Below are 25672 nucleotides of genomic sequence, written 5' to 3' on the forward strand. Positions count from 1 at the left end.
TTCATAGGATTATATCATAGCTCGAGAGCTTTCTCGAGTCTTCCTTCAAAAAATATAGCCAATTGGGAGAGAGTAAGACTCCAGTTTCTAATTGGCATTGTCCACTTTTTTTGAGCATTCTGAATACCAAGATAGAGCAGCTTTAAAAGGCTGTTTTCATTGGGAAACGCTCCTTTTGTTTTAGTAAGTTTTCGAAACTGTCGATGGACAGATTCTATGATATTTGTAGTATAGACGATACGACGGATATCTTCAGGGTATTTGAAATAATAAGAGAGATTTTCCCATTTATTCCTCCACGAGTTGATAACAATGGGGTATTTTTTGCCCCATTTCTCTTCAAGCCGATCCAATTCCGTTTCGGCAGCCTCTTTGGATATTGCCTGATACACTTTTTTAAGGTCTTTCATGAACTCTTTGGAGTCTTTAGAAGCTACATATTTAAGGGAATTTCTTATTGTCCTCGGCTTCGCCTGCGGGGTTGTCGCTTCGCTCGGACGATGAATAATGCAAAGTTGCACTTCGGTCTTAGGAAATATTGCATTGATAGCCTCTGAAAACCCTTTGAGTCCATCCACTGATAATAAGTATATCTTCGACTCCTCTATTGTTTAAATCTGTTAAAATAGATAGCCAGAAATTGGCACCTTCAGACTCTGATAGATAAAGTCCCAATATCTCTTTTTTGCCTTCCAAATTTACTCCAAGGATAGTATAAACAGCTTTATTAACATATTTACCATTATCTTTGATTTTATAGTGTATTGCATCAAGCCAAATGAAAGGATATACTGCCTCTAATGGTCTTTGCTGCCACTCTTTTAACATTGGAATAATCTTATCTGTAACAGCACTAATAGTGGCTTTGGAAAATTCAATACCATAAAGTTCTTCAATATGCTGGGCTATCTGGCTATAGGAGTTTCCAAGAGCATAGAGTAATAGTATTTTCTGCTCTATTTGATCGCTCATATGAGTTTGATACTTTTTAACGATTTGAGGTTCGAATGTCCCTTTTCTATCTCTTGGAACCACTAGTTCAAACTCGCCAACTGAACTCTTCATTGTTTTTGAAGATTTGCCATTTTTGCGGTTTTTTATCTCTTTAGCTAGATGTGATTCAAGTTCTGCTTCTAAAGCAGCCTCTGTGAGTTGTTTAATAAGTGGTGCAAGTACTCCATCTTTGCCATCTATTTTTGCTCCAGCCTTGATAGCCTCAAGAGCTTCATTCAAATCGAAGTTTTCCATATTGTGTCTCTCCTTTAGATTATTTTATTCTATCGGATTGACACAAAATTTCTAACGCTCCCCCCGGAAACGTAACATGGAGTATAACTTTTATAATAATAGGTCTTTCAATAGGTCTATATACTGTATGGAGATTCTATTTTTATAAAAAATGATCTATTTGTTACTTTTTATCTACGGAATTTTAATATCTTTTATATACTTTTTTCATTTAAAAAAAGAGATAGAGTCTGTATCTTTAAAAAAAAGAAAAATTATTTACACACTTTTTTTCAGACTAGCGATTTTAGCCATCCTTTTTGGAATACTATTTGTTATATACAAAGATAAAGCTATTATCTCATTGATAAGTTTTTTAATCTCAAGATGGCTATATCTAAAATATAAACTATCAAAACAACCAAAACAGCTATCTTAATTTTTTTACTCTATTTTTACCTAGCTTTATCAACTTTGAAGGTTTTCCTTCAAAAAACTCTCTATTATCTTCTACGATAACTTCAGCGTTTTTGTATGCAAATAGATAATCAAATCTTTTCCCCGACTCATTTGCGCTAGTAGAAAACATCCAGCCAAATTTTTTTAAAAATCTAAGATGATTTTCATCTTTTATAACTCTGAGGGCTTTTCTATTTGGATAGACAAAAGTGGTCTTTTGGGCTCTTCTAACCATCTTTTTATACTTTTTTGGAACTCTTGCAAAACGTTTTAACGTTTTAAAACTATCAACTGAAATTAAAAAAGGTTTGTTTGGATCTCTTTTTTTAACTTTTGCCAACTTTTTAGCGTTTTGAGACAAAAAACCTACGGTAGTTTCAGTTTGAACAAGATATATTTTGTCAGGTTGAAGGTTGAAGGTTGAAGGTTGAAGGACTCTTTTTTCTCTCTTCTTATTTCTTACTTCTTCATTCCTACTTCTCCCTTCTCCCTTCAACCTCTACTCCTTAAGATAATCCTGAAGTGCCTTTGGCTCTAACTTTGCCTCTTTAAGCTTTTTGATAGCATCTGCAGCCACTCTCGCTGCTGCAAGAGTCGTAAAGTAAGGTATATCAAACCTCAAAACCGCTTCTCTAATCTTTTTTGCATCATCTTTGCTTGACTTGTTGTCACTTGTATTTATAGCCATCGCTATCTCGCCGTTTTTTATCATATCTTCGATATTTGGGCGACCTTCACTGATTTTTAAAACTCTCTGAGACTCAACTCCGGCCTCTTTTAAAACTTTGTGGGTTCCGCTTGTAGCTACTATTTTAAAACCTAAATCTTGATAGAGTCTAGCAATTTCCGCTGCATACGGTTTATCATAATCTGTCAAAGACAAAAAGAGATTACCTTCTAGCGTAAGTCTATTGCCGGCGGCTATTTGAGATTTTGCGAAACTTATACCAAAACTATCGCTTATACCCATAACTTCACCGGTAGACTTCATCTCAGGACCTAGTATAAGATCAGCACCTATAAGTTTATTGAAAGGAAAAACGGCCTCTTTTACGGATATATGAGATTTTAGTCTAGGTTTTAATATACCATCTTCTTCGTAAACTATGCCGTATTTGTCGTAATAACTTAAAGCCTCTTTAAGATCTCCTTTAAGCATAACTCTTGTCGCCACTTTTGCCAACGGCAATCCGGTAGCTTTAGAAACAAAAGGAACTGTTCTGGAAGCTCTAGGATTGACTTCTATCAGATAGACTCTATCTTTGTAGATTGCATACTGGATATTTAAAAGCCCTTTTACCCCTAGTCCCAATGCTATAGTTTTAGTCTGCTCTTGAATCGTTTTTAAAATCTCCTCTTTTATGGATACGGCCGGTAAAGAACAGGCACTATCTCCCGAGTGAATCCCGGCTTCTTCTATATGCTGCATTATACCGCCTATATATACATCTTTTCCGTCACTTATAGCGTCTACATCAACTTCTACGGCATGATCTAAAAATTTATCTATAAGAACCGGAGACTCGTGACTTACGCTCACAGCCTCATCCATATACTCTTTTAGTTCCTTTTCGTTATAGACTATCCTCATGGCTCTACCGCCAAGAACGTAGCTAGGTCGAACTAAAACGGGATAACCAATGTTTTCCGCTATCTTTAAAGCTTCCTCTTTTGTGGTAGCAGTACCGTTTTGGGGTTGCAAAAGTCCGTTTTTGGAAACAAATTCACTAAACTTTTCCCTATCTTCGGCTAGATCGATAACTTTCGCGCTAGTTCCTATTATTTTCGCCCCTATAGTAGTTAACGGTTTTGCTAGTTTAAGAGGTGTTTGTCCTCCAAAATGAACGATTACGCCGTCTGGTTTTTCTACCTCTATAACGTTTCTTACTCTTTCAAAATCTATCGGCTCAAAATAGAGTATATCACTGGTATCATAATCTGTAGAAACAGTTTCTGGGTTGCAGTTATACATTATCGTTTCACAACCCATGTCTTCTAAAGCAAAAGCTGCGTGGACACAACAGTAATCAAACTCTATCCCTTGCCCTATTCTATTTGGACCGCCGCCTATTATCAAAACTTTTTGTTTACCACTTCTTTTTTCTTGAGCCTCAATTTTTGGAAGTTTTGTTATATTTGTAGTTGAGTAAAGATAAGGCGTCAAAGCTCTAAATTCTGCAGCACAAGTATCTACCTCGTTATACTCTAACTCTATTTGAAGATTTTTCCTTGCATTGTAGATATCATTTTCACTAAATTCGGTATTTTCTTTCTCGTTTATTATCTTGGCTATCATTTTATCGCTAAAGCCGATAGTTTTAGCTTCTCTTAAAAGCTCTTCGTTTTGTAAAATATCAAGGTCTATCTTCTCCTCAAACTTCACAATTTCCTCTATTTGATACAAAAACCATCTATCTATCTTACACAACTCGTAAATATCTTCAACGCTTAGCCCTTCTCTAAAGCCTTGGGCTATATACAAAAGTCTTTTTTCATTCGGTCTTCTAATCTCTCTTTTTATAGTTTCGATATCCGCATCTATCTTATCAAAACCGCTAAGACCAGTTTCGAGTGAGCAAAGCCCTTTTTGAACCGACTCTTTGAAAGTTCTGCCTATCGCCATAACTTCACCCACACTCTTCATAGATGTTGTCAGTGTGGAGTCTGCATGAGGAAACTTTTCGAAAGTAAATCTCGGTATTTTTGTAACAATATAGTCTATTACAGGCTCAAAACTTGCGGGAGTCCCGGTTATATCGTTTTTAATCTCATCAAGTGTATATCCTACGGCTAAAAGAGTGGCGACTTTGGCTATAGGGTAACCGGTAGCTTTACTAGCAAGAGCGGAGCTTCTACTAACTCTTGGATTCATCTCTATAACTGTCATTCTACCGGTCTGGGGATGTACAGCAAACTGAACGTTACTGCCACCGGTATCAACACCAATCTCTCTTAAAATCGCAAAAGAGGCGTCTCTCATCCTTTGATACTCTTTATCCGTCAGCGTTAAAGCCGGAGCTACGGTTATGGAATCTCCAGTATGAACGCCCATTGGATCTAAATTTTCGATAGAACAGACAATTATACAGTTATCCTCTTTATCTCTGATAACCTCCATCTCATACTCTTTCCAGCCAAGTAAACTCTCTTCTATCAGTATCTCATTTATTGGGCTAGCTTCTAAACCTTTAGCGGCCAATGTTTTAAACTCGTCTATATTGTATGCAACCCCACTTCCACCACCGGCTAATGTGTAGCTAGCTCTAATGATAAGAGGAAAACCTATCTCCTTTGCAGCATCAACAGCCTCATCCAAAGAGTAGGCATAGCGGCTTTTTGGAAGATCCATACCGATTTTTAGCATTGCTTCTTTAAAGGCTTGTCTATCTTCACCTTTTTTAATAGCTCCCGGGTTAGCGCCTAAAAATTTAACACCTTCTAACATGCCTTTTTCATACATACTCATAGCTACATTTAAAGCCGTCTGTCCGCCCATTGTAGGTAAAATTGCATCTACTTTTTCTTTTTCGATGATTTGAGCCACTATATCTTCAGTTATCGGTTCAATATAGGTTCTATCGGCAAATTCTGGATCGGTCATAATGGTAGCTGGATTTGAGTTTATAAGTACTACTCTATATCCGAGCTCTTTTAGAGTTTTGGTGGCTTGAGTTCCGGAGTAGTCAAATTCGCAGGCTTGCCCTATAACAATAGGACCTGAACCTATAAGTAGTATAGTTTTTATATCTTCTCTTTTTGGCATAGTTTTTTACCCTTTTGTGGTTGTATCTATATAAAAATTTACTAATTTTACAAAAATGTTAATAAAAACGATATTAGAATAAAACTTTGGTCCTTAGTCATTGGCAACAATAAATATTGATAAACGATGTATTGGTTATTTGAATCTCAAAATATATGTTTTTTTAATTTTTCATCAACTATCTTAATCTACACATCAATACAAACAATCAACCATTAACAAATAACTTATAACTAATGGCTATTTAAAACAACCCAAAAATACCTCGAATTTGCCAAATCGGCGTACGGTTTAACGAGAGCAACTTTATAACTCCCCATTGACTCCACTTTGATAACCTTTCCTACTTTTATCCCGTAAAAAAAGATATTGTCCATCCCGCTTGTAACTACTTCATCTCCAATTTTTATATTTTTATACATAGGAATAAATTTTACTACCATAGTTCCGTTTCTTTTTCCCATAGCTATCCCGGGAGCTTTTGAACGACCTATCTCAACCGCATAAGCACACTTTTCGTTGCTGTTTAATAAAGCAATAGGTTTGCCATTTTTGTTTGCTACTATCCCGGCGGCAAAATCATCTTTTATAAGACCGTAAATCTTTGTTTGGTTAAAATCCTCCATCTCAACCCACATAGAGGAAAAATCACCAAGTTTGGTATATGATATAGCTCTTGTTAGTTTTACGTCTAGATAAAATTTCGTATTTAAGTTGCACTCTTTTTTTAGACTCTCTAACTCTTTTTTAATAGCGTTTAGCTCAAGATAATACTTTTTTAATTTTTTATTTTCCAATAAAAGTGAAGATATAGTCTCCTCTTGTTTCAAATATTTTATGATAATATTTTGTAAATAGGAACTAAAATCATGATAGGTGATTTTAATAGACTCAGTTAAAAAAAGAAACCCTTTTTGGTAGGCATCAGAAAATTTCAATCCTCCCAAAAAGAGCAGAAGTAGTAAAAAAAAAGAGATATATTTTTTACTCATTTGATAACTGTTGCAATATCTCTATCTCTTCTAGTGCTCTGCCCGTCCCTTTAGCGACGGCTAAAAGAGGTTCATCGCTCACATATACAGGGAGTTTTACAAGTTCCGAAAAGTATCTATCTATATTTCGTATCAGTGCACCGCCTCCTGTCATTACTATTCCATTTTCAACTATATCACCCGCTAGTTCCGGCGGCATTTTTTCCAAAACCTCTTTTAAAGCATCTGCAATCTCTTTTAAAGGTACTCTCATCGCTTCATGAACATCATCACTTGTAACTTCTATGGAAGATAGCATTCCAGAGAGTTGATCTCGACCGTTAACTATCATCTTTAAAGGCTCTTTCAAAGGTAAGGCAGTTCCTATATTGATCTTAACCTCTTCGGCTACTCTATCGCCTATCAAAAGATTATACTTTTTCTTGATATAATCAGCTATAGCTTTATCTATCTTATCTCCAGCCGTTCTAACAGATTTGCAAATAACTAGACCACCAAGACTAATAACGCCTATCTCAGTCGTACCGCCTCCGATATCTACAACTAAATTTCCTTGAGGCTCTTTAACGGGCAATCCCGCACCAATAGCCGCCGCCATAGGTTCTTCTATCAAAAATACCTCTCTTGCCCCTGCACTAAGGGCCGACTCTCTGACCGCCTTTCTCTCAACCTGAGTTAAACCGTATGGAACACAAATAATAACTCTTGGTCTTAAAAAAGCCTTTCTACTATGAGCCTTCTCTATAAAATATCTAATCATCTTCTCAGTCATATCAAAATCGGCAATAACCCCGTCTTTCATTGGCCTTACGGCTTTTATATCTCCCGGAGTTTTACCAACCATCTCTTTGGCTTCCCTGCCTACGGCTAAAATCTTTTCTCTACCGTATTTATCCTTTTGTACGGCAACAACTGATGGCTCATTTATAATGACCCCTTGTCCTTTTACTAATACCAAAGTATTCGCTGTTCCAAGGTCAATCCCCATATCGTTAGAGAAAAAACCCACGATTTTGTCAAATATCATCTTTTTCCCTTATGCACTCTTTTTTCCGCTCTTTTTAATAAATATAGGCTTCTCTCTTTTCACTATAACATCTTTTGTTATTATAATCTCATATCCCCTATATTCAGGTAAATCAAACATTATATCTACCATTATCTCTTCCATGATAGCTCTAAGTCCCCTAGCTCCCGTTTTTCTCTTAATGGCAAGTTCGGCTATACCCTCTAGCGCCTCTTTTTCAAAAATAAGCTCTACATCGTCTATGGCAAAAAGTTTTTTATACTGTTTAACAAGGGCATTTTTGGGCTCTGTTAATATTCTTACAAAATCCTCTTTTGTAAGCTGATTAAGCGTTGCAATCATATGCAAACGTCCTATAAGCTCTGGAATTAACCCATAATGTACTAGATCGTCTGGTTCTACATAATTTAGGAGTTCCTCATCTTCCATTTTGCCTCTTTTTTCTTGTCCAAATCCTAAAACGTTTCCACCAATCCTTCTTTTAATGATTTCTGTTAATCCGTCAAACGCACCGCCACAAATAAAAAGAATATTTGAAGTATCTATCTGAACAAATTCTTGATTTGGATGTTTTCTTCCCCCTTTTGGAGGAATATTAACTAAGCTACCTTCGATGATTTTTAAAAGTGCTTGCTGAACACCTTCTCCCGAAACATCTCTAGTAATGGATCTATTTTCGCTAAGCCTTGAGATTTTGTCGATTTCGTCTATAAAAACAATCCCTCTCTCGGCCTTTTTAACGTCTCCGTCTGCGGCTTGCAAAAGTCTTGTAAGGATATTTTCAACATCTTCACCCACATATCCGGCCTCAGTCAAACTAGTAGCATCGGCGATAGCTAAAGGAACATCCAAAAATCTTGCCATTGTCTGAGCCATTAACGTCTTTCCACTACCGGTAGGACCTATGAGTAAAATATTGGATTTTGCGATTTCCGTGTCATCATCATCGATTTTATGCTGCTTAAAAATTCTTTTATAGTGATTATATACAGCTACCGCAAAAATCTTTTTAGCTCTATCTTGTCCTATAACATACTCATCCAATACCGCTTTTAACTCTTTGGGAGTCAAAAGTTCTTTATCAAAACTCTCTTCATTTCTCTCTTCATCATCTTCTTCGCCAAAGAGTATATTATAAGCTGATATGACGCAATTTTTACAGATATATACACCGCTTCCGGCTATCAAAGGGTTGTCGTCGCTCTCATAAGCTCCACAAAAACTACATTTTCTAAGCATTAATTATATTCCTTTCTTTTTTGTATATTAGTTATTGGTTTATTGGTATAATTTAATATTTATCCAACTATAATTTACTAATACACCAATATACAAATACACCAATAACAATATTATAGCCACTCCTATGCTCGCTCACGAAACTCCTTGAGTTTCGGACTCGCATATACTACAAGCTTTCGCAAAGGCACGCAAGCAAAGCAGTTTGCTTGCTAAAACCCTTACGGTTTTTGCAAACCTAAAATCTAACTCGCTGCGCTCCTTACGATTTTATCTAAAGTAACCCAGCTTGTAGTATGCTCGCTCACGAAACTCCTTGAGTTTCGGACTCGCATATACTACAAGCTTTCGCAAAGGCACGCAAGCAAAGCAGTTTGCTTGCTAAAACCCTTACGGTTTTTGCCTTTGCTCATCTAAAAGGGATTCCTCTTTTGGTATCTAAAACAAATTTTGCTAGATTCTTTACGTACTCATTATCGCTTTCTTCATACAGCCTCAAAGCGGTTTCTTGTAAAGGCTTACCACTTAAAAAAAGCTCTTTATACGCCTTTTTTAAAACATCTACCGCTTCACGTCCTAGCTTTCTTCTAAGTCCAACTAGATTTAAACCCTTTAAAACCGCTCTATTTCCCTCTGCAAGGCAATAAGGAGGTATATCTTGAGACACGGCGCTAGCTCCAGCAATCATAGCATAATCACCGATTTTTACAAACTGATGTATAGGAGTCATTCCGCCTATCACTACGTTATCGCCTAGTTCAACGTGACCGGCAAGAGTTGCCGCGTTGGCTAAGATGCAGTTATTACCTATCTTGCAATCGTGAGCTATATGAACATATCCCATAAAAAAGTTATTATCACCTATAACAGTTTTTCCACCTCCCCCCTTGGTTCCAGGATTAAATAAACAAAACTCTCTTATAACGTTTCCATCGCCTATAATTAACTCTACACCTTCGCCGGCATATTTTAGATCTTGAGGTTGAGAACCTACAACTGCATAGGAAAAAATTTTGCAATTTTTCCCCAGTTTTATTTTTCCGTATACACAAGCGCCTTGCAAAATCTCGCAGTTATCACCTATTTCGGCATCTTTTGATATAAAAACATTCGCTTCTATCTTCACATTTCGACCGATTTTAGCTCCATCTTCTATTATCGCTCTATCAGAAATCATTTAATATTCCTCATTTATCTACTACCATAGCTTTAAGTTCGGCTTCCGCAACCAACTTATCATCAACGTAAGCTTTTCCTTCTAATACCCAGATAGCCCCTTTATGTTTTATAACGTTTATCTTATAAACGAGCCTGTCTCCAGGTCTTACCGGATTTCTGAATTTGGCTTTATCTATACTCATAAAGTATACAACTTTATCTTGGGCGCTCTCTTGTTCCTCTTTACTCATACTCTTAAAAGCCAAAACGCCGCCTGCCTGCGCTATTCCTTCGATAATCATTACACCTGGATATATTGGGTGATCCGGAAAATGACCTTGGAAAACTTGTTCGGCAATAGTTACGTTTTTATATCCTTCTATATACTGATTTACTTTTATATCAGTAACTCTATCTATAAGTAAAAAGGGGAATCTATGAGGGAGTATATTTTGAATCTCTACAACGTCCAACATCATATTCCTTTATATAAAGTTTTGGCCAATTTAAATTTGGAATAATTTTATCTTAAAGTTACTAAATTTTCTCTAACGTCATTATATAGTTCGCTTTTTAAATATACTTCCACTCTTTTTTGAGGTATTTGTTCTACTACTATGATAGGAGAGGTATCACAGTCCCCTAAAGAGAGCAATTTTCTAACATCTATCTCTTTTTGTATCTCAATAGGAGAAAAAATCATCTCTTTTAAACTTTTAAGACTATAACCACTTAGTTTATTAAAAAGTTCAAGCTCTATAAATCTTACCTCTTCCCTGTTTAAATAGTAAACATCCTTTAATGAAAACTCTATTTTACCTTTTGTATACTCTCTTTTCAAAGTAGAATAAAAAAGAAAATATGATGGAATAACTCTTTTATCCACTTTGACAAAAGCCCTTAAAATCCTATAATTTAAAAATTTCTGCCTAATTATTCTATATTTTTTACCCTCATTTTCAAGTTCTATCCTCTCACTGTATAATTTTAGCCTCTCTTCGATAGAAGCGGGTAAAATCTGATTGTTTATAGGAGACAATAGCTCATCTAAAAATATGTTTTGCTCCTCCCTTTGCTTTTTAAGCCCAAACATACATCCACAATAATCTTGTCTGTAAAGTTGTTCCTCTTTCGTGACTCTTGCTTGATCTTGAGTTCCACCCTTTGCTCTATAATCTACAAAAACAAACTCTAATCCCAACTCTTTATCAACTCTTCTAGCAGATTCTTTTAACTGCTCTTGAGACTTTTTAGGGCTTACCAATAAAGTTGTAGTATATCTTTTTTCACCAAGTTCTTTTGCCTTTTTTGCAGCCACTTCCAAACGTCTATCAAAGCAGACCATACATCTAGCACCCTTTTCGGGCTCATTCTCTAATCCTCTAACCGCTGCAAGCCAATTTTCAAAATCGTACTCGCCCTCTATAAGCTCTACTCCCAATCTTTTACAACTTCTTTTTACGTCTAAAAATCTTAGTTTATATTCACTGTATGGATGAATATTTGGATCATAAAAAAAGGCTATCAGCTTTTCGTTCGGAAAATCTTTTTTAAGTTTTTCTATAAAAAAGTGGCTATCTACGCTACAACAAATATGAACTAACATTTTCCTCCATTAACTATGCTTTAACTAATCAAGCTCTTTGATCCAATCTTCAGCAACGGCGTCACTAGGCATTCTCCAATCACCTCTGGGACTTAAAGATATGGTACCTACTTTCGGTCCATCCGGCATACAACTTCTTTTAAACTGATTTGCAAAAAATCTTTTAATAAAGACTTTTAGCCATCTTTTAATAGTCTCTTCTTCATACTTTTGTCCAAACGCGATCTTTGCTAGATATCCTATCTTTTTAGGTTCAGCTCCATACTTAAAAAAATGGTAAAGAAAAAAATCGTGAAGCTCATAAGGACCTATAATCTCTTCCGTTTTTTGCTCAATCTTTTCGTTTTTGCTAGGAAGTAGTTCAGGTGATACTGGAGTGGAGCTTATATCTTTTAAAATATTTGCCACCTTATCATCCATCTTTGAAGCCACCCACTCTATCACATATCTAACCAAAGTTTTAGGAACAGAAGCATTAACGTTATACATAGAGATATGATCCGCGTTATATGTAGAAAAGCCTAGCGCTATCTCGCTTAAATCTCCAGTTCCAACAACTATACCGCCCTCTTTATTGGCTATATCCATAAGGATCTGAGTTCTCTCTCTTGCTTGAGCATTTTCGTAAGTTACGTCGTGTAACTTAGGATCGTGCCCAATCTCTTTAAAGTGCTCTAAAACAGCATCTTTTATATCAATCTCTCTAAAATCGACTCCCAAATATCTACATAAAGCTTTCGCATTTTTATAAGTTCTACTAGTTGTTCCAAATCCTGGCATAGTAATGGCTATGACATTTTTGGTATCCATTTCCAATAGTTCCATTGTCTTTACGCAGACTAAAAGCGCCAAAGTAGAATCAAGACCTCCAGAAATTCCTATGATGAGTTTTGGGTTTCCTATATGCTCTACCCTCTTTGCCAAACCGGCCGTTTGTATATTAAAAATCTCTTCACATCTACTGTCTCTCAAAGCCGGATTTGACGGAACGAAAGGGTGTGGGTCGATAAATCTTTTTATATCCGTTAGCTTGTTAGTATCGTAAGTTTTAACAAATCTAAACTCTTCTATATCTTCATCTTTAAAAGATGTTTCGCTAACTCTAGTATATTTTAACTTTTCTACGTCTATATCGGCGTAAACTATCTGGTTCTCTCTTTGAAACCTTTCATTTTCGCTCAATACAGTACCGTTTTCGGCTATTATAAGATGCCCCCCATAAACAAGATCTGTTGTTGACTCATACACCCCGCTAGAAGCGTAAACATAAGCGGCTATACATCTTGCACTCTGAGTCTTTACTAATTCTCGTCTATACTCGTATTTGCCTACATACTCGTTACTTGCGGATAGATTAAAGATTATCTGCGCTCCGGCAATAGATTGATATAAAGATGGAGGAGTCACCGCCCATAGATCTTCGCATATCTCAACACCAAAAATTGTCTCTTCTGTCTCAAACAAAATATCTAAACCAAAAGGTACAACTTTATCTAAGACTTTTAAAGACTCATTTTTTATATCTTTTCCGCTAACAAACCACCTCCTTTCATAAAACTCTCTATATGTGGGAAGATACTTTTTGGGTACCACTCCCAAAACTTCGCCTTTTTGACATACAAAAGCGCTGTTGTACATCCTACTTTTAAATAATACCGGCGCTCCGATTATAAAGATGATATTTAACTCTTTGGTTTTTTCTAATATATATCTTAGTCCCTTTTGAACCTCGCTATTTATTACCTTTTGAAAAAAAAGATCGCTAGCACTATAGCTTGTTAGAGAAAGCTCTGGAAAAACTAAAATTGATATACTCTTTTTTTCCGCTTCAAAAACCAACCGTACAATCTCTTTAACGTTTTTCTCTACGCTGCCTACCCAAACTTTCGGTGAAGCAGCGGCAACTCTTAAAAATCCGTACATCTTTACTCTCTGTTTTCAAAAATCTCAATTTTCTCTATGATATCTCCTTGATCTATCATATCGAGCGTCATAAAAGAAGTTGCATCATTCTCCTCTATCTGCCCAAAAACAGTATGTACCCCGTCAAGATGAGGACAATCTACAAAACAGATAAAAAATTGACTTCCACCGGTATCTCTTCCGGCGTGAGCCATAGAGATAGCTCCTCTTTTATGTTTATGTATATTTTTATCACATTCGCAAGGAATCGCCCAGCCAGGACCCCCCGTACCTGTTCCGCTAGGACATCCTCCTTGTGCCATAAAACCTTTTATGACTCTATGAAAGTTTAATCCCTCATAAAAACCCTCTTTTGCTAAATGAGCAAAATTGGCTACCGTGTTTGGAACCTCTTTGGGAAATAGTTTTATCCAAATATCCCCTTTATTTTTTATCACAATTTTAGCCCACTGAAGTTTTTGTAACTCATCTTTAGAAAGATTGTAAGTTTTAAGTTTTTTACCAAATCTTGAAAACATCCTTTTCCTTTTTATACAAATTTAAACTATTTTTAATTATACCAAATAATTTCACCTAATTTTTCGTTTCATTTTGATAAAATATCCGAAATAATTCCAAATCAAAAGGACTAAATATGAAAAAAATTACTTCCATCTTGCTATCAACAGCAGCGGCATCAACACTCTTTGCAGCAGCATACAAAATCCCGGAGCAATCAGTCAAATCGGTGGCCCTAGGAGCTGCTTACGTTGCAGGAGCGGACGAAGCGGACGCGAGTTACTTTAACCCAGCGAATATGAGTTTTATGGATGATGGACAAAAGTTTGAACTATCTCTAACTGCAATCTATCTTCCAAAAGTAAAATATGAAGGAGAGCAGATAGTTTCAATTTCTCCTCTTACGACAATTGGTGCCGATAATAAAACTAAGTCAGAGTCTTTTCTTATACCTCATTTACATTTTGTTTCAAAACCTTACGGAAAGTTTAGATACGGTTTCTCGCTTACAACTCCAGCTGGACTTTCAAAAAGATGGGAAAACACGCCCCAAACTTGGTTTGCTAAAGAATTTACACTAAGAGTGGCCGAGTTTAACCCAACCTTTTCTTATTTGGTAAATGAAAACTTCTCTATTGGTGGGGGATTAAGAGCAATATTTACGGACGGAAAGATAAAGTTCACGCCGCCAGTTAATTCGACTACATCACTAGATTACGATCTTGATGGAGATATAAGAACCTCTTACGGTTATAACCTTGCTTTAAGTTATAGATTTGATGACAGTTTGATAGTTTCTGCAACATATAGATCAAAAGTTAATCTCAAAGAAAAAGGAGACGCCACAATTACAACTTTAGTAAACGGTGCCGTTGCCGGAAGCGTAACTACAATAGGAAGAGTCACGGTCCCTCTTCCGGCAACATATACTTTGGCAACTGCATTAAAAATTAACGAAAAAGCCAAATTTGAATTAGTTTACGAAAGAACTTTATGGAGCAGTTACGAAAGTTTGGATATAACTTTCGATAACGCTTCAGTATACGATGTCCATAAAGAAAAGAGCTGGGAAGACACAAACACTTTTAGAATGGGACTTACCTACAAGAATAGCGACAAACTCACGACAATGTACGGCTTTGCCTACGATCAAACACCGATTCCTAGTAGAACTTTAGGTTACGAACTACCAGACAGTGACGCTTTGATCTTTTCGCTAGGCGCTCTTTACAAAGCAACCGAAGATATCAAAATCGGCATAGCATATCTGTATGATTATAAACTAGAAAGAACTATTGAACTTTCAGACCAAAATATCAACGGTATTGTTGGAACTTTTTCCGACGGCGGTGCCCATCTATTAAATCTATCTTTAAACTATAGGTTCTAAAATGCTCGAATACAGATTCAACAGCTTTTATGAAATTCTCTCGCTTCACGCTCAAAAAAGGCCAAAACATACGGCCCTTTTTGACGGAGATAGAAAGATCTCATATAAAAGATTGAAACTTAAAGTAGATACTTTTGCTAGGTTTTTAGAATTTATCGGGATAAAAGAGAACGACAAAATAGGCATATTAGTAGTAAATTCGCCAGAATTCATAGTTTCATTTCTAGCTGCCGGCAAATTAGGGGCAATCCCAGTACCCATAAATACCTTTTTAAAAGAGGAAGAGATAGCCTATATCCTAAACGACTCTAACGCAAAGATTCTAATCTCATCGGCAAAGTTCTCAAAAGAGACCAAAAATCTTTTCGATAAAACCTCTATCCAAAAGATTATATGGGAGGGCGATTTTGAGGAGCTTGACGAGAGAAATATAAGCTTTAAAGAGATTTTGTCAAATCTAGAATCCCACGAAAAAATACTCTTCAATGCCGATATAGATCATATTGCTACTATCATATATACTTCAGGTACTACCGGTAAACCAAAAGGCGCTATACTTACTTATAGAAACATATTTTCAAACATATTGGGAGTGGAAAAACTCTTAACTATCACGCCCAAAGATAGATTTATAGTCTATTTGCCTATGTTTCACTCATTTACTCTAACGGTAACTGTACTTCTTCCGCTATATTTTGCAAGTCCCATCGTTATAGTTAGATCCATAATGCCTTTTTCAAATATAATCAAACAGGTTCTTTTAAAAAGAGTTACTATTTTTACCGGAGTTCCCGATGTTTACAAAGCTTTGTCAAAAGCAAAACTTCCTTGGTATTTTCACTGGTTTAACAAAGTTAAATTTTACATTAGTGGAGCTGCGGCACTTCCTGAAGATACTTTAAAAAGATTTAGCCAAAAATTTAAAAAAGGAAAGCTCCTAGAGGGCTACGGACTTAGCGAATGCTCTCCGGTGGTTGCGGTAAATCTTCCCAAAAAACAAAAACCAAAATCGGTGGGTCCGGCAATCCCAGGAGTTGAAGTCAAAATAGTAGATGAAGATATGGTAGAACTTCCATTAGGAGAGATAGGAGAGATTATAGTAAAAGGCGACAATGTAATGCAAGGCTACCTAAATCGCCCTGAAGCCACGTCGGAAACTATAGTAAACGGATGGCTAAGAACCGGAGATTTGGGATATATAGACGAAGATGGTTTTATTTATATAGTAGATAGAAAAAAAGATCTTATTATCTCAAAAGGTATCAACATCTACCCAAGAGAGATAGAAGAGATATTGATGAACAATCCTTACATCAAAGCCGCAGCCGTAATAGGCCAAAAGGATGAAAAAAGTGGAGAAGTACCTATAGCTTACGTTGAAATTGAGGAGGATGCTAAAATCAGCGAAAATGAGATAAAAAAATACCTAAAAGAGCACTTAGCCAATTTTAAAATACCAAAGTCAGTATTTATAGTGGATGAACTTCCAAAAAACGCCACCGGAAAAGTTTTAAAAAGAGTTCTGAAAGAGAAGCTTGGCAAAGCCGATAGGTCTTAAAAACAAGGAAAAAATGAAAATAGCAATAGTTGGCGTCGGAGGAGTAGGAGGATATATAGGTGCAAAATTGTCCAAAGTGACTAAAGTAGATCTTATTACGCAAAATCCTCAAAATCTTAAAGATGGTATCGTGTTGATAGAAGATGGCAAAAAGAGTTTTTATAAAAACTTTAGCACCTATCAAACTCCTCCAAAAGATATAGTTTACGACTGCGTTATTTTTGCCGTCAAAAGTTATGTTTTAAAAGAAGCCGTAAAAAATATAGAAAATAACGTATCAAAACATACTATCATCTTGCCTCTTTTAAACGGTATAGAACCTTATGAGATCTTAAAAAATAGTTTTAAAGACTCAAACGTAGCTAAAGGGGCTATATATATTATCTCAAACAAAACAGGTAAAAACGAGATAACCTTAAAAGGAAAAGGTGCATATATAGTTTTTGGAAAAGATTATGAAGTTAATTCTCTTTTATGGTTAAAAGATCTTTTTGAAAAATCTGACATAAAAACCAAACTTACAAAACAGATAGATAAAGAGATCTGGAAAAAGTATCTATTCATCGCGGCAACCTCGGCACTGACAAGCTACTATAAAGCCACATTCGGCGAGATAGGGAAAAATCATTTAAAAGAGTATGAGACTCTGCTTGATGAGATTATCCAGATAGCAAACGAAAAAGGCGTCTCCTTAGAACAAGATGACAAAAAAAGAGCAATAGAGCTTCTTTTAAAATCTCCCCCAAACTCAAAAACATCTATGCAGCTTGATTTTGAAAATAAAACTAAAACAGAAATAGACAACATATTAGGTTATTTAGTCAAACTACATATAAACGAAAAAAACTCTAAAATCAAAAAAATATATACCGAATTGAAACCCCAAAATCAAATCTGATTTATTCCCCTGGCCTTAAGGTTGGAGATTTTGATTAAAACTGAGATATTCCGCACAATTTTAACAAAGCTTCGCTTTTAGGTTCACGCCCTGCAAATGCTTTGAAACTCTCCATTGCCGGTCTACTTCCACCTTTACATAAAATCTCTTTCAAATAACTCTCACTAATCTCATCATTATATATTCCGTTATCTACAAACATAAAATAAGCATCCGCACTGAGTACTTCAGCCCATTTGTAACTATAATACCCAGCAGCATATCCTCCAGCAAAAATATGAGAGAATCCCCACTGGAATTTGTTATATTTTGGAGGTTTTACCACAGAGACTTCTTCTCTTACCTCATCCAATATCTTTTGAACCTCTTTTGAGCTCTTTGTCCCCATATGAACTAGCATATCAAAAAGTCCAAATTCTAACTGCCTTACCATAGCCATAGCCGATTGAAAATTTTTAGACTCAACAAGCCTCTTTATCATATCTTCACTTAAAGGCTCATTTGTTTCGTAATGGTAAGCAAACTCTTTTAAAACCTCTTTTTCGTATGCAAAATTTTCCAAAAACTGACTTGGAAACTCTACAGCATCCCACTCAACACCTGCTATACCACTAACCGCCGGCTCTTTTACTGTGCTCAGTAGATGATGCAACGCGTGTCCCATCTCGTGAAAGAGAGTCTCCACATCGCTAGGTCTAAGCAAAGATGGAGCATCTTTTGTAGACTCAGCAAAATTTGCTACAATGTAAGCTATCGGCAATACCTCTTTCCCATTTTCATCAATATGATGTGTGATCCACTCATCCATCCACGCTCCGCCTCTTTTGCCCTCTCTGCTTTCCAAATCCATATAGAGTCTACCTATTTTTTTTCCAAATCTACTTAATTCGTAGCAGCTCACACTCTCATGCCATACAGGAGTATCAACTTTTTCAAAATCCAATTTAAAAAGTTTTTTTAAAAATCTAAATAACCCCTCAATGGTTCTGTTTTTTTCAAAAAACGGCCTGTATAAGTCTTCATCTATGTTAAATTTCTCTTTTTTTAGTTTTTCGCTAAAGTAAGCCAGATCATAAGCTTGAAGCTCTTTGTCAAACCCTTTCTCTTTTGCAAATTTTTTAAGTTCTTCATACTCTTTTTGAGCTTGCGCCTTACTTTTTCTAGCCAACTCTTTCAAAAACTCTACTACGATTTTAGGATCCGCGGCCATTTTAGTCTTTAAACTAAACTCGGCATAATTGTTAAATCCCAAAAGCTTTGCCTTTTCATCTCTTAACTCTAAAATTTTCTCTATTAACTCCTCATTTTGCGGAGCTCTAGTTACGTATGCGCGATACAGCTCTTCTCTTTTTCCTCTATTGCTTCCATATGTCATATATGCAACATAGCTTGGCTGCTTTAATGTAAATCTATAAAAAACTTTTCCCTCTTTTTCTATCTTAGCGGCCTCTAGATCCCTTTTTGGAAGCTCTTTTACATCCTCATAATCTTCTATCAACATCTCATAGCTATCGGTAGCTTTTAAAAGGTTTTGAGCAAACTTGGAAGTTAGTTCGCTAAGTTCAATATTTATCTCTTTTAATCTATCTTTCTTGCTCTTTTGTAATCCTACTCCGCTCAGCTCAAACTCTAAAAGTAGATCTTTTAAAACTTTCTTTTCCTCTTCGTTTAAATTATCTCTCTCTTTGTCCATAATCTCTTTTAAATAAGCATATATATCTTCATTTTGTCCAAGCTCGGTATGATAACGGCTTATTTCCGGTAAAAGAAGATTATATACCTCTTCAGTCTTAGGAGAGTTTTTAACATAGTTCAAATGAGAAATAGGGCTAAAATAAAAGCCAAGTTTTTCCTCCATCAGCTGCAAAAGTCTTACAAAATTTTTATAGTTTTTTTCATCTTGCTTTAAAAGCTCTTCGACTCTTTTTCTATTTTCTTCTATAGTTTTTAAAACCAACTCTTTTTGATTGTCTAAATTATCTTCGGTCACTCTGAATTCGACAAAATTCATAAATTCTCCTCCAAAATTTTTTCCATATTTTTACAAAATTTTTCAAAGTCGGGCAAATTCAACACTGCTTCTCTTTGTTTTTTACCCCACATAGGTTCTGGAAAATAGTTATCTTCTTTAAACCTAGACATTATATGCCAATGCACTTGGGGAACATAGTTTCCAAATGAGGCTATGTTTATTTTATAGGGTTTGAAATATTTTATCATCTCTTTTTCAATTAACTCCAACGCTTTAAAAATATGCCTTTTAGTCTCTTCATCACACTCGCTCATCTCTTTGCATTTTTTCTTAGCAAAGATCTTCAACCAAGGAATCTCACTTTCGTGTACTTCTACGATTATAAAGTCGTTTTCGTATATCACTTAGTCCCTTTCACTGTTTTTGTAGTAAAATATCATATAAAATTCGTTTAGGAGTGTTTATGAAACACCTTTTACTTTTCGCATTAATTATATCATCATTATTTTCCGATATTAAGTGGGAAAAAGATTTTAATACAGCTCAAAAAAAGGCTATAGAAGAGAATAAACCAATTTTAGTATTTATGGAAAGATTAAATCCTCCTTGTCGATGGTGCGAAAAGATGAAAAACACCACTTTAAAAGATAAAATCATCGAAGAAATCATCAATAGCAATTTTATTGCAGTAAAAGTTGCAAGAGAAAAAAAAGAGTATCCTTCCTCTTTAAAAGCAAAATACGTCCCTACCACTTTTTTCTTGACAAAAGATGGAAAATTGATAGGAAAATCTGTAGGATATTGGGATGTTAAAGACTTTAAAACGGATCTTTTATATGTTCTAAAAAGAAGCAAACATTAATTTTAACTTTCTCAAAATTCGCTTCTTTTTTACACACTCTCATAACTTTTATAACCATTTTAAATAGTATTAATATTTTTTAATAGCGTAAGTTTATACAATTATACTAATTAAAATAATAAATTTTTTTGAAGGAGTCAACTATAAACAACACCTCCAAAAAATAAAATAGAAAGCTTAAAAGTTCTGTTTCAGATAGAAACAGAGCAAGTGGCTAAATTATCAATAAATTTGGTTCTGTTCTTTAACATAGCATAAATTGTTCTTAAAAGTTTATTGGCAGTGGCAATAACGGCTTGCTTGAAGGGTTTGCCTTCATCTCTTTTTTTGTTGAAGTAGGCTCTAAAAGTATGGGAGTTGCGAATAACACTAAAGCCATAAGTCAAAGGGTTCTTCGAAGATATCTATTGCCTCTTTTGGTAATCTTGCCAAAGGAGTGCAAAGAGGAGCCACTTTGATAAATAGCTAGGTCGGTACCAATAAAGGCACAAAACTTTTTATAGGAGCAAAACTTGTTAATAGAGCCAAGTTCACCTAAAAAAGAGATAGCCGCTGTTTTGCCAATGCCAGAGATAGAGGAGAGAATAGTAATGTCATCATCAAGGTCTTGGTCTATCTCCTCTTCAACTCTTTTTACAAGAAGAGTAATCTCTTCTTGTAAAGTAAGAAGGTGTCTTATTTTTGATTGTAAGATGGCTTCTAAAGAGGAGGATGAGATACCAATAGATTTTTTGGCAAGTTCCTTGATAGTTTTTGCAGATAGTTTGGTTTTGCCTTCAGAAGCTTGGTCTAATATTCTTTGAATCATTTGCTCTTTCAAGTTCCTTACTCTTTTTCGTGAAGGGGCTTGCAAGAGCAAATGAAGAATGCTCTTAGTAAAAATGTTGTAGTTCTTTGATAGTTCATAAAAGAGCTGATCGACCAAGGCTTTTATCTCTCTCTTTAGCTTTGCCACTTCTTGTGAAAGAGCCACTCTTTCTCGAAGAAGAGGCTTTATTGAGCGAAAAAGCTCACTTGTGGCTAAAGAGAGATTATTGCAGTGATAAAAGCCAAAGAGTGCAATATACTTTGCATCTATTGTGTCGGTCTTGCTCTTTCGTAAAGTAGAGGATTGGATATTTACTCTTTTTCCTTTTTCAAAAGCTTTTGATTGGTATCTATCAATGCTATATCAAAGCTATCCTTTGCAATATCGATACCTAAAAAATTGGTATTGCATATCCAATCCTCCTTGATGATAGTTTATGAGTCTAAACAGATGAGCAAGTTTTATCTTGCTTTTGTCCTATCTCCACTGTGACACAGGCTCTAATCCTAATCAACCTATTGGGACTAAAAGTAAGGTGATAGACTCCTTTGAGGTTTATCTCAAACTACTCTTTTAGCTTAAGTTTGAGACAGTGACCTAGAAGCTATGTAGTCATCCTTGCTCATCTCTTTAGGCTTTATTGTACAAAATTTATTAGTAGGAGAAAAAATGAGGAAATTTTCCTTTTCTATTTTAACAGCTTCACTTTTGCTAACATCTGGTTTTGCGGCGGACAGTTTAGACGAAGCTTTTAAAAACGGAACTTTAAATGGTCACGTAAGAGCTTTTTATATCGATAGAAACTGGCAAGGAGCCCTTGAATCGGCTAAAACTGACTACAGTGCTTTTGCAGTTGGAGTAGATTTACACTACCAAACTGCAGATTACAAAGGCTTTAGTGCCGGAATAGGTCTCTATAGTGACAATGATTTCGGTCTTAATAGCTCAGACCCGGCTAAAGTCCATACATCAATACTTGGTGACAATGGTGATAGCTACTCTTTTGTAGGTGAAGCATATATTCAGTACAAAAATGGCAATACTTCAATAAAAGCAGGACGCCAAAAACTCAATACCCCTCTTGCAGCAGCTGATGATGCAAGAATGATACCAACTCTTTTTGAAGCTTATGTCTTAACAAATACAGACCTTCCGGATACAACTTTGGTTGCGGCTCATGTTACAAAAGTTGCTCCCGGAACATTCTTTAACCAATACAGAGGCTCTACCGCTTTAGCCCTAACGGCAGGTTACGGTGCAAACCCAAATGCCAGTATAGGAAGATTCGAAGATATGGGATGGTACGCCATAGGAACGGAAACAGACGGGGTTACTGCGGGCGCTATAATCTACAAAGGTATTAAAAACCTTACTTTACAAGCTTGGGATTACTATGCTTATGATATACTAAACGCAATCTACCTTCAAGCCGATTTTAAATGGAACTCTCTATTAAGTGAAGATATAAAACCTTTTGCAGCTTTACAATATATTAATGAAAGTGATGTAGGCGACAGTTATGCCGGAAAGGTAGACTCAAGTTATATAGGCTTTAAAGTAGGCGGTAGTTATAACAACTTAACCGTTTACGGAGCTTACTCAACAACAGACTCTAATACTAATGCAGCAGTAAATGGAGGTATTATAACCCCTTGGGGAGGTATGCCTGCTTTCACTCAAGGTATGGTTACTAGACATCAGTTCTTTGCCGATACGGACGCATGGAAAGTAGCCGGTACTTATAAATGGAACTCTTTTGGTATAAATCTTAAAACTACCCTCTATTATACCTCATTTGACGTAGGTAGTAATAACGCATACTCTCCTAATCACTCGTGGACAGCAACGGAAGCAGGTTTTGACTTTATCTACTATCCTAAAAACGTCAAAAACCTACAACTAAGATTTAGAGGCAACTTCCCTAGAAACTTCTACGAAAACTCCAGCGGCAACGACCTAGGCTGGAACGAATATAGACTTATCGCCAACTATAACTTCTAAGGAACAATAATCGTTTGGCTTTTGCCAAACGATTATATTACTAAAATAGAAGAAATTAGGTATCAATTACAACTTGCACAAGATATTATCACTCAACTTCCAATATTTCTAAAAACCCCAAAAACTAAAATTCTTAATAAATTTAGGGTCAAGACCCGTTTAGAGGTTCTTTTCTAAAGTTTTTTATAAGAATTTTAATAAATGTCATCGGCAATGCTAAAATACACCATAACGGCAAAGTGAAAATGTACCACCTGCGAAGTTAAAAAATAGAAGATTTTGTAAAATCTTCTTCTTTAGTTTTAAAGAGGGAGATTGGATGAAATGATAAGCTATGAGGAGTTTGTAATGATACACACTTTAAAAAAGCAGGGGTACAGCATAAGGGGGATATCGAGAATTACCGGTTTAGATAGAAGAACAATTTCAAAAAGACTCAAGGAAGAGAGTTTGAAACCAAGGAAAAAAGTTGTTTACAAATCGAAGCTCGATACTTTTAAATCGTATATTGAAAAAAGAGTAAAAGAGGCTTTGCCAGATAAAATCCCTTCCACTGTTATTTACAGGGAGATTTTGGATATGGGATATGAAGGAAAAGGAAGAGTTGTTCAAAGCTTTGTAAGTGATTTATATAAAAAGTTTATGCCTTTAAAAGAGGAGAGTATTGTAAGATTTGAGACTTTGCCTGGTGAGCAAGCTCAAGTTGACTGGACAGTTATAAAAGGCGGCAAAAATCCAATATATGCATTTATAATGATACTTGGATACAGCAGATATACATACGTCTGTTTTACGGACAATATGAGATATGAGACATTTGAAGATTGCCATAAAAAAGCATATTCTTACTTTGGCGGAATACCTAAAAATATACTTTATGATAACCTAAAAAGTGTTGTAATAAAAAGAAACGCATATGGAGCAGGAAAACACAAATTTAATGAAAAGTTTCTTGATTTTTCACGAGACTACGGTTTCAATCCACTTCTATGCAAACCATATAGAGCTAAAACGAAAGGGAAAGTTGAAAGATATATAGGATATTTGAAAAGAAACTTCTATATACCCTTAAAAGCAAAGCTGAAAAATTCTTCTCTTGTCATCGATTGTAAGCTTTTAAATTCACAAATATTTAGCTGGCTTGAGATTACAAGTAATAGAGTACATTCTACACTGAAGCAAAAACCGAGAGAACTGTTTGAAATAGAAAAGAAGGCTCTGCTGCCACTTGTAAAAACAGCAGAGCCGAGGAGTTCATTAATGATACATACGAAAAGTAATTCTACAAACAAAAAGGTTTTTGTGTCAATAGATAAAAACAACAACTTTTTTAGAAAAACCGAATATTCAAAAGAGGATAATAAACTTTATTTAAAAATATTGGATGATAAAGTAAAAATAGAACCACAAACCTCTTTGAAAGATTATGAGGATTTGTTACAGGAGGCTGTAAATGAGTAGCAATAAATCAATACAAAAAAAGAGCATATCATATGAAGCAGCCTCTATAGATGAAAGAATAAAAGAGTATGCCCTAATTTTCAGATTACCGGCAATACAAGAGAGCTACTCATATATCGCAGAACAGTCTATGAAAGAGAATCTCTCATATACCCGGTTTTTATTGAAACTATTTGAGTATGAGTATGAAAAAAAGATTCAAAGGTCCAAAGAAACCACTCTTAGATTGGCGGGATTTCCAAAGGTTAAAACTTTAGAGATGTTTGACTTTAAAAGCTCATCTGTAGATAAAAATATGATAAATGAACTATCTACTCTAAGGTTTATAGATAATGCCGAAAATATCCTGCTTATTGGTCCAAGCGGTGTAGGAAAAACCCATCTTGCCATAGCCTTGGGATATATAGCAACACAAAATAGAATAAAGACCAGGTTTATTACCGCTGCAGATCTGCTATTGCAGCTTGAAATAGCCCAGCAGGCAGGCAGATTGAACGACTATTTTAAAAAAGTGATAAATATCCCAAAACTCTTGATAATAGATGAATTTGGATATATAAAACTAAATGAAAATCAGGCCAACCTCTTTTTCCAGGTAATCAACAAAAGATACGAGAGCGGCTCGATCATAATCACATCCAATCTTAACTTTACCAAATTCAAGGAGGTACTTAACAATGATGAAGCATTGACTACTGCAATACTTGATAGACTTATTCATCACAGTCATATCTTAAACATTCAGGGTGAAAGCTATAGGCTTAAGCAAAAAAGAAAAGCAGGTATTTTTACAGGGTTAAACAGTTAGTTTCTCAATGTAACAGGTGGTG

The 25672-nt window shown here is 35.5% G+C and carries 21 protein-coding genes and 1 pseudogene; 8 read left to right on the top strand and 14 right to left on the bottom strand.

All coding sequences use genetic code 11. The features are described from left to right. Nucleotides 1–14: 14 nt before the first annotated feature. Nucleotides 15–1248: pseudogene (locus tag NIL_RS07365) on the bottom strand (IS256 family transposase). A gap of 160 nt (nucleotides 1249–1408) precedes the next feature. Here NIL_RS07365 and NIL_RS07370 point away from each other — a divergent pair. Continuing rightward, a complete protein-coding gene (locus tag NIL_RS07370) occupies nucleotides 1409–1666 on the top strand; it encodes a hypothetical protein (RefSeq protein WP_187647157.1) in 258 nt (85 codons plus the stop codon). Here NIL_RS07370 and NIL_RS07375 read toward each other — a convergent pair. From NIL_RS07375 to NIL_RS07420, 10 genes are all read right to left on the bottom strand, one after another. Continuing rightward, entirely contained in the window at nucleotides 1658–2182 is a 525-nt protein-coding gene (locus NIL_RS07375; RefSeq protein WP_197972064.1) for a Sua5/YciO/YrdC/YwlC family protein, read from the bottom strand. The genes NIL_RS07370 and NIL_RS07375 overlap by 9 nt on opposite strands. 3 nt (nucleotides 2183–2185) lie before the next feature. Continuing rightward, entirely contained in the window at nucleotides 2186–5449 is a 3264-nt protein-coding gene (gene carB, locus NIL_RS07380) for a carbamoyl-phosphate synthase large subunit (protein WP_187647158.1), read from the bottom strand. Nucleotides 5450–5682: 233 nt separating this feature from the next. Next, a complete protein-coding gene (mreC, locus tag NIL_RS07385; protein ID WP_187647159.1) occupies nucleotides 5683–6441 on the bottom strand; it encodes a rod shape-determining protein MreC in 759 nt (252 codons plus the stop codon). Then, on the bottom strand, nucleotides 6434–7468 hold the full coding sequence (locus NIL_RS07390) for a rod shape-determining protein (protein ID WP_187647160.1): 1035 nt from the start codon (nucleotides 7466–7468) through the stop codon (nucleotides 6434–6436). Before NIL_RS07390 ends, mreC begins: the two co-directional genes overlap by 8 nt. Nucleotides 7469–7477: 9 nt before the next feature. Next, on the bottom strand, nucleotides 7478–8707 hold the full coding sequence (gene clpX / locus NIL_RS07395; RefSeq protein WP_187647161.1) for an ATP-dependent Clp protease ATP-binding subunit ClpX: 1230 nt from the start codon (nucleotides 8705–8707) through the stop codon (nucleotides 7478–7480). Between the two features lie 409 nt (nucleotides 8708–9116). Continuing rightward, nucleotides 9117–9884 (bottom strand): acyl-ACP--UDP-N-acetylglucosamine O-acyltransferase, encoded by a 768-nt coding sequence (lpxA, locus tag NIL_RS07400; RefSeq protein WP_187647162.1) that lies wholly within the window; start codon nucleotides 9882–9884, stop codon nucleotides 9117–9119. 10 nt (nucleotides 9885–9894) lie between these two features. After that, entirely contained in the window at nucleotides 9895–10341 is a 447-nt protein-coding gene (fabZ, locus tag NIL_RS07405) for a 3-hydroxyacyl-ACP dehydratase FabZ (protein WP_187647163.1), read from the bottom strand. A 47-nt stretch (nucleotides 10342–10388) separates the two neighbouring features. Beyond that, nucleotides 10389–11471 (bottom strand): epoxyqueuosine reductase QueH, encoded by a 1083-nt coding sequence (locus NIL_RS07410; RefSeq protein ID WP_187647164.1) that lies wholly within the window; start codon nucleotides 11469–11471, stop codon nucleotides 10389–10391. 24 nt (nucleotides 11472–11495) lie between these two features. Then, entirely contained in the window at nucleotides 11496–13394 is a 1899-nt protein-coding gene (locus NIL_RS07415) for an NAD(+) synthase (RefSeq protein ID WP_187647165.1), read from the bottom strand. Between the two features lie 2 nt (nucleotides 13395–13396). Further along, entirely contained in the window at nucleotides 13397–13912 is a 516-nt protein-coding gene (locus NIL_RS07420; protein WP_187647166.1) for a peptidylprolyl isomerase, read from the bottom strand. A 116-nt stretch (nucleotides 13913–14028) separates the two neighbouring features. Between NIL_RS07420 and NIL_RS07425 the strand changes: the two genes are divergently transcribed. From NIL_RS07425 to NIL_RS07435, 3 genes are read left to right on the top strand one after another with little or no spacing between them, the layout of a single operon-like run. Continuing rightward, complete coding sequence (locus tag NIL_RS07425; RefSeq protein ID WP_187647167.1) at nucleotides 14029–15282, top strand: OmpP1/FadL family transporter; 1254 nt, start codon at nucleotides 14029–14031, stop codon at nucleotides 15280–15282. 1 nt (nucleotide 15283) lies between these two features. Continuing rightward, nucleotides 15284–16840 (top strand): fatty acid--CoA ligase, encoded by a 1557-nt coding sequence (locus tag NIL_RS07430; RefSeq protein ID WP_187647168.1) that lies wholly within the window; start codon nucleotides 15284–15286, stop codon nucleotides 16838–16840. 13 nt (nucleotides 16841–16853) lie between these two features. After that, complete coding sequence (locus NIL_RS07435) at nucleotides 16854–17738, top strand: ketopantoate reductase family protein (protein ID WP_187647169.1); 885 nt, start codon at nucleotides 16854–16856, stop codon at nucleotides 17736–17738. Nucleotides 17739–17772: 34 nt separating this feature from the next. Here NIL_RS07435 and NIL_RS07440 read toward each other — a convergent pair whose 3' ends face one another. Together NIL_RS07440 and NIL_RS07445 are read right to left on the bottom strand one after the other, a co-directional pair. Further along, the gene (locus tag NIL_RS07440; RefSeq protein WP_187647170.1) at nucleotides 17773–19749 is read right to left on the bottom strand and encodes a M3 family metallopeptidase; all 1977 of its coding nucleotides are present in this window, start codon (nucleotides 19747–19749) and stop codon (nucleotides 17773–17775) included. Continuing rightward, on the bottom strand, nucleotides 19746–20114 hold the full coding sequence (locus NIL_RS07445; RefSeq protein WP_187647171.1) for an HIT family protein: 369 nt from the start codon (nucleotides 20112–20114) through the stop codon (nucleotides 19746–19748). Before NIL_RS07445 ends, NIL_RS07440 begins: the two co-directional genes overlap by 4 nt. A gap of 59 nt (nucleotides 20115–20173) precedes the next feature. Between NIL_RS07445 and NIL_RS07450 the strand changes: the two genes are divergently transcribed. Then, nucleotides 20174–20572, top strand: a complete 399-nt coding sequence (locus NIL_RS07450) for a thioredoxin family protein (RefSeq protein ID WP_187647172.1) — start codon at nucleotides 20174–20176, stop codon at nucleotides 20570–20572. A gap of 382 nt (nucleotides 20573–20954) precedes the next feature. On the opposite strand, the gene NIL_RS07455 is transcribed toward NIL_RS07450, so the two are convergent. After that, complete coding sequence (locus tag NIL_RS07455) at nucleotides 20955–21737, bottom strand: transposase (protein WP_306344629.1); 783 nt, start codon at nucleotides 21735–21737, stop codon at nucleotides 20955–20957. 312 nt (nucleotides 21738–22049) lie between these two features. On the opposite strand from NIL_RS07455, the gene NIL_RS07460 reads away from it, so the two are divergent. The 3 genes from NIL_RS07460 to istB all read left to right on the top strand — a co-directional run bounded on the left by NIL_RS07460 (nucleotide 22050) and on the right by istB (nucleotide 25650). Further along, nucleotides 22050–23381: an OprD family outer membrane porin gene (locus NIL_RS07460; RefSeq protein WP_187647174.1), complete on the top strand. Its 1332-nt coding sequence runs from the start codon at nucleotides 22050–22052 to the stop codon at nucleotides 23379–23381. A gap of 324 nt (nucleotides 23382–23705) precedes the next feature. After that, the gene (gene istA, locus NIL_RS07465; RefSeq protein ID WP_246434482.1) at nucleotides 23706–24842 is read left to right on the top strand and encodes an IS21 family transposase; all 1137 of its coding nucleotides are present in this window, start codon (nucleotides 23706–23708) and stop codon (nucleotides 24840–24842) included. Then, complete coding sequence (gene istB / locus NIL_RS07470; protein WP_246434416.1) at nucleotides 24835–25650, top strand: IS21-like element helper ATPase IstB; 816 nt, start codon at nucleotides 24835–24837, stop codon at nucleotides 25648–25650. Before istA ends, istB begins: the two co-directional genes overlap by 8 nt. The last annotated feature ends 22 nt before the right edge of the window (nucleotides 25651–25672 follow it).

It is taken from the genome of Nitrosophilus labii (genome assembly GCF_014466985.1).
GTDB classification, from domain to species: Bacteria; Campylobacterota; Campylobacteria; order Campylobacterales; family Nitratiruptoraceae; genus Nitrosophilus_A; species Nitrosophilus_A labii.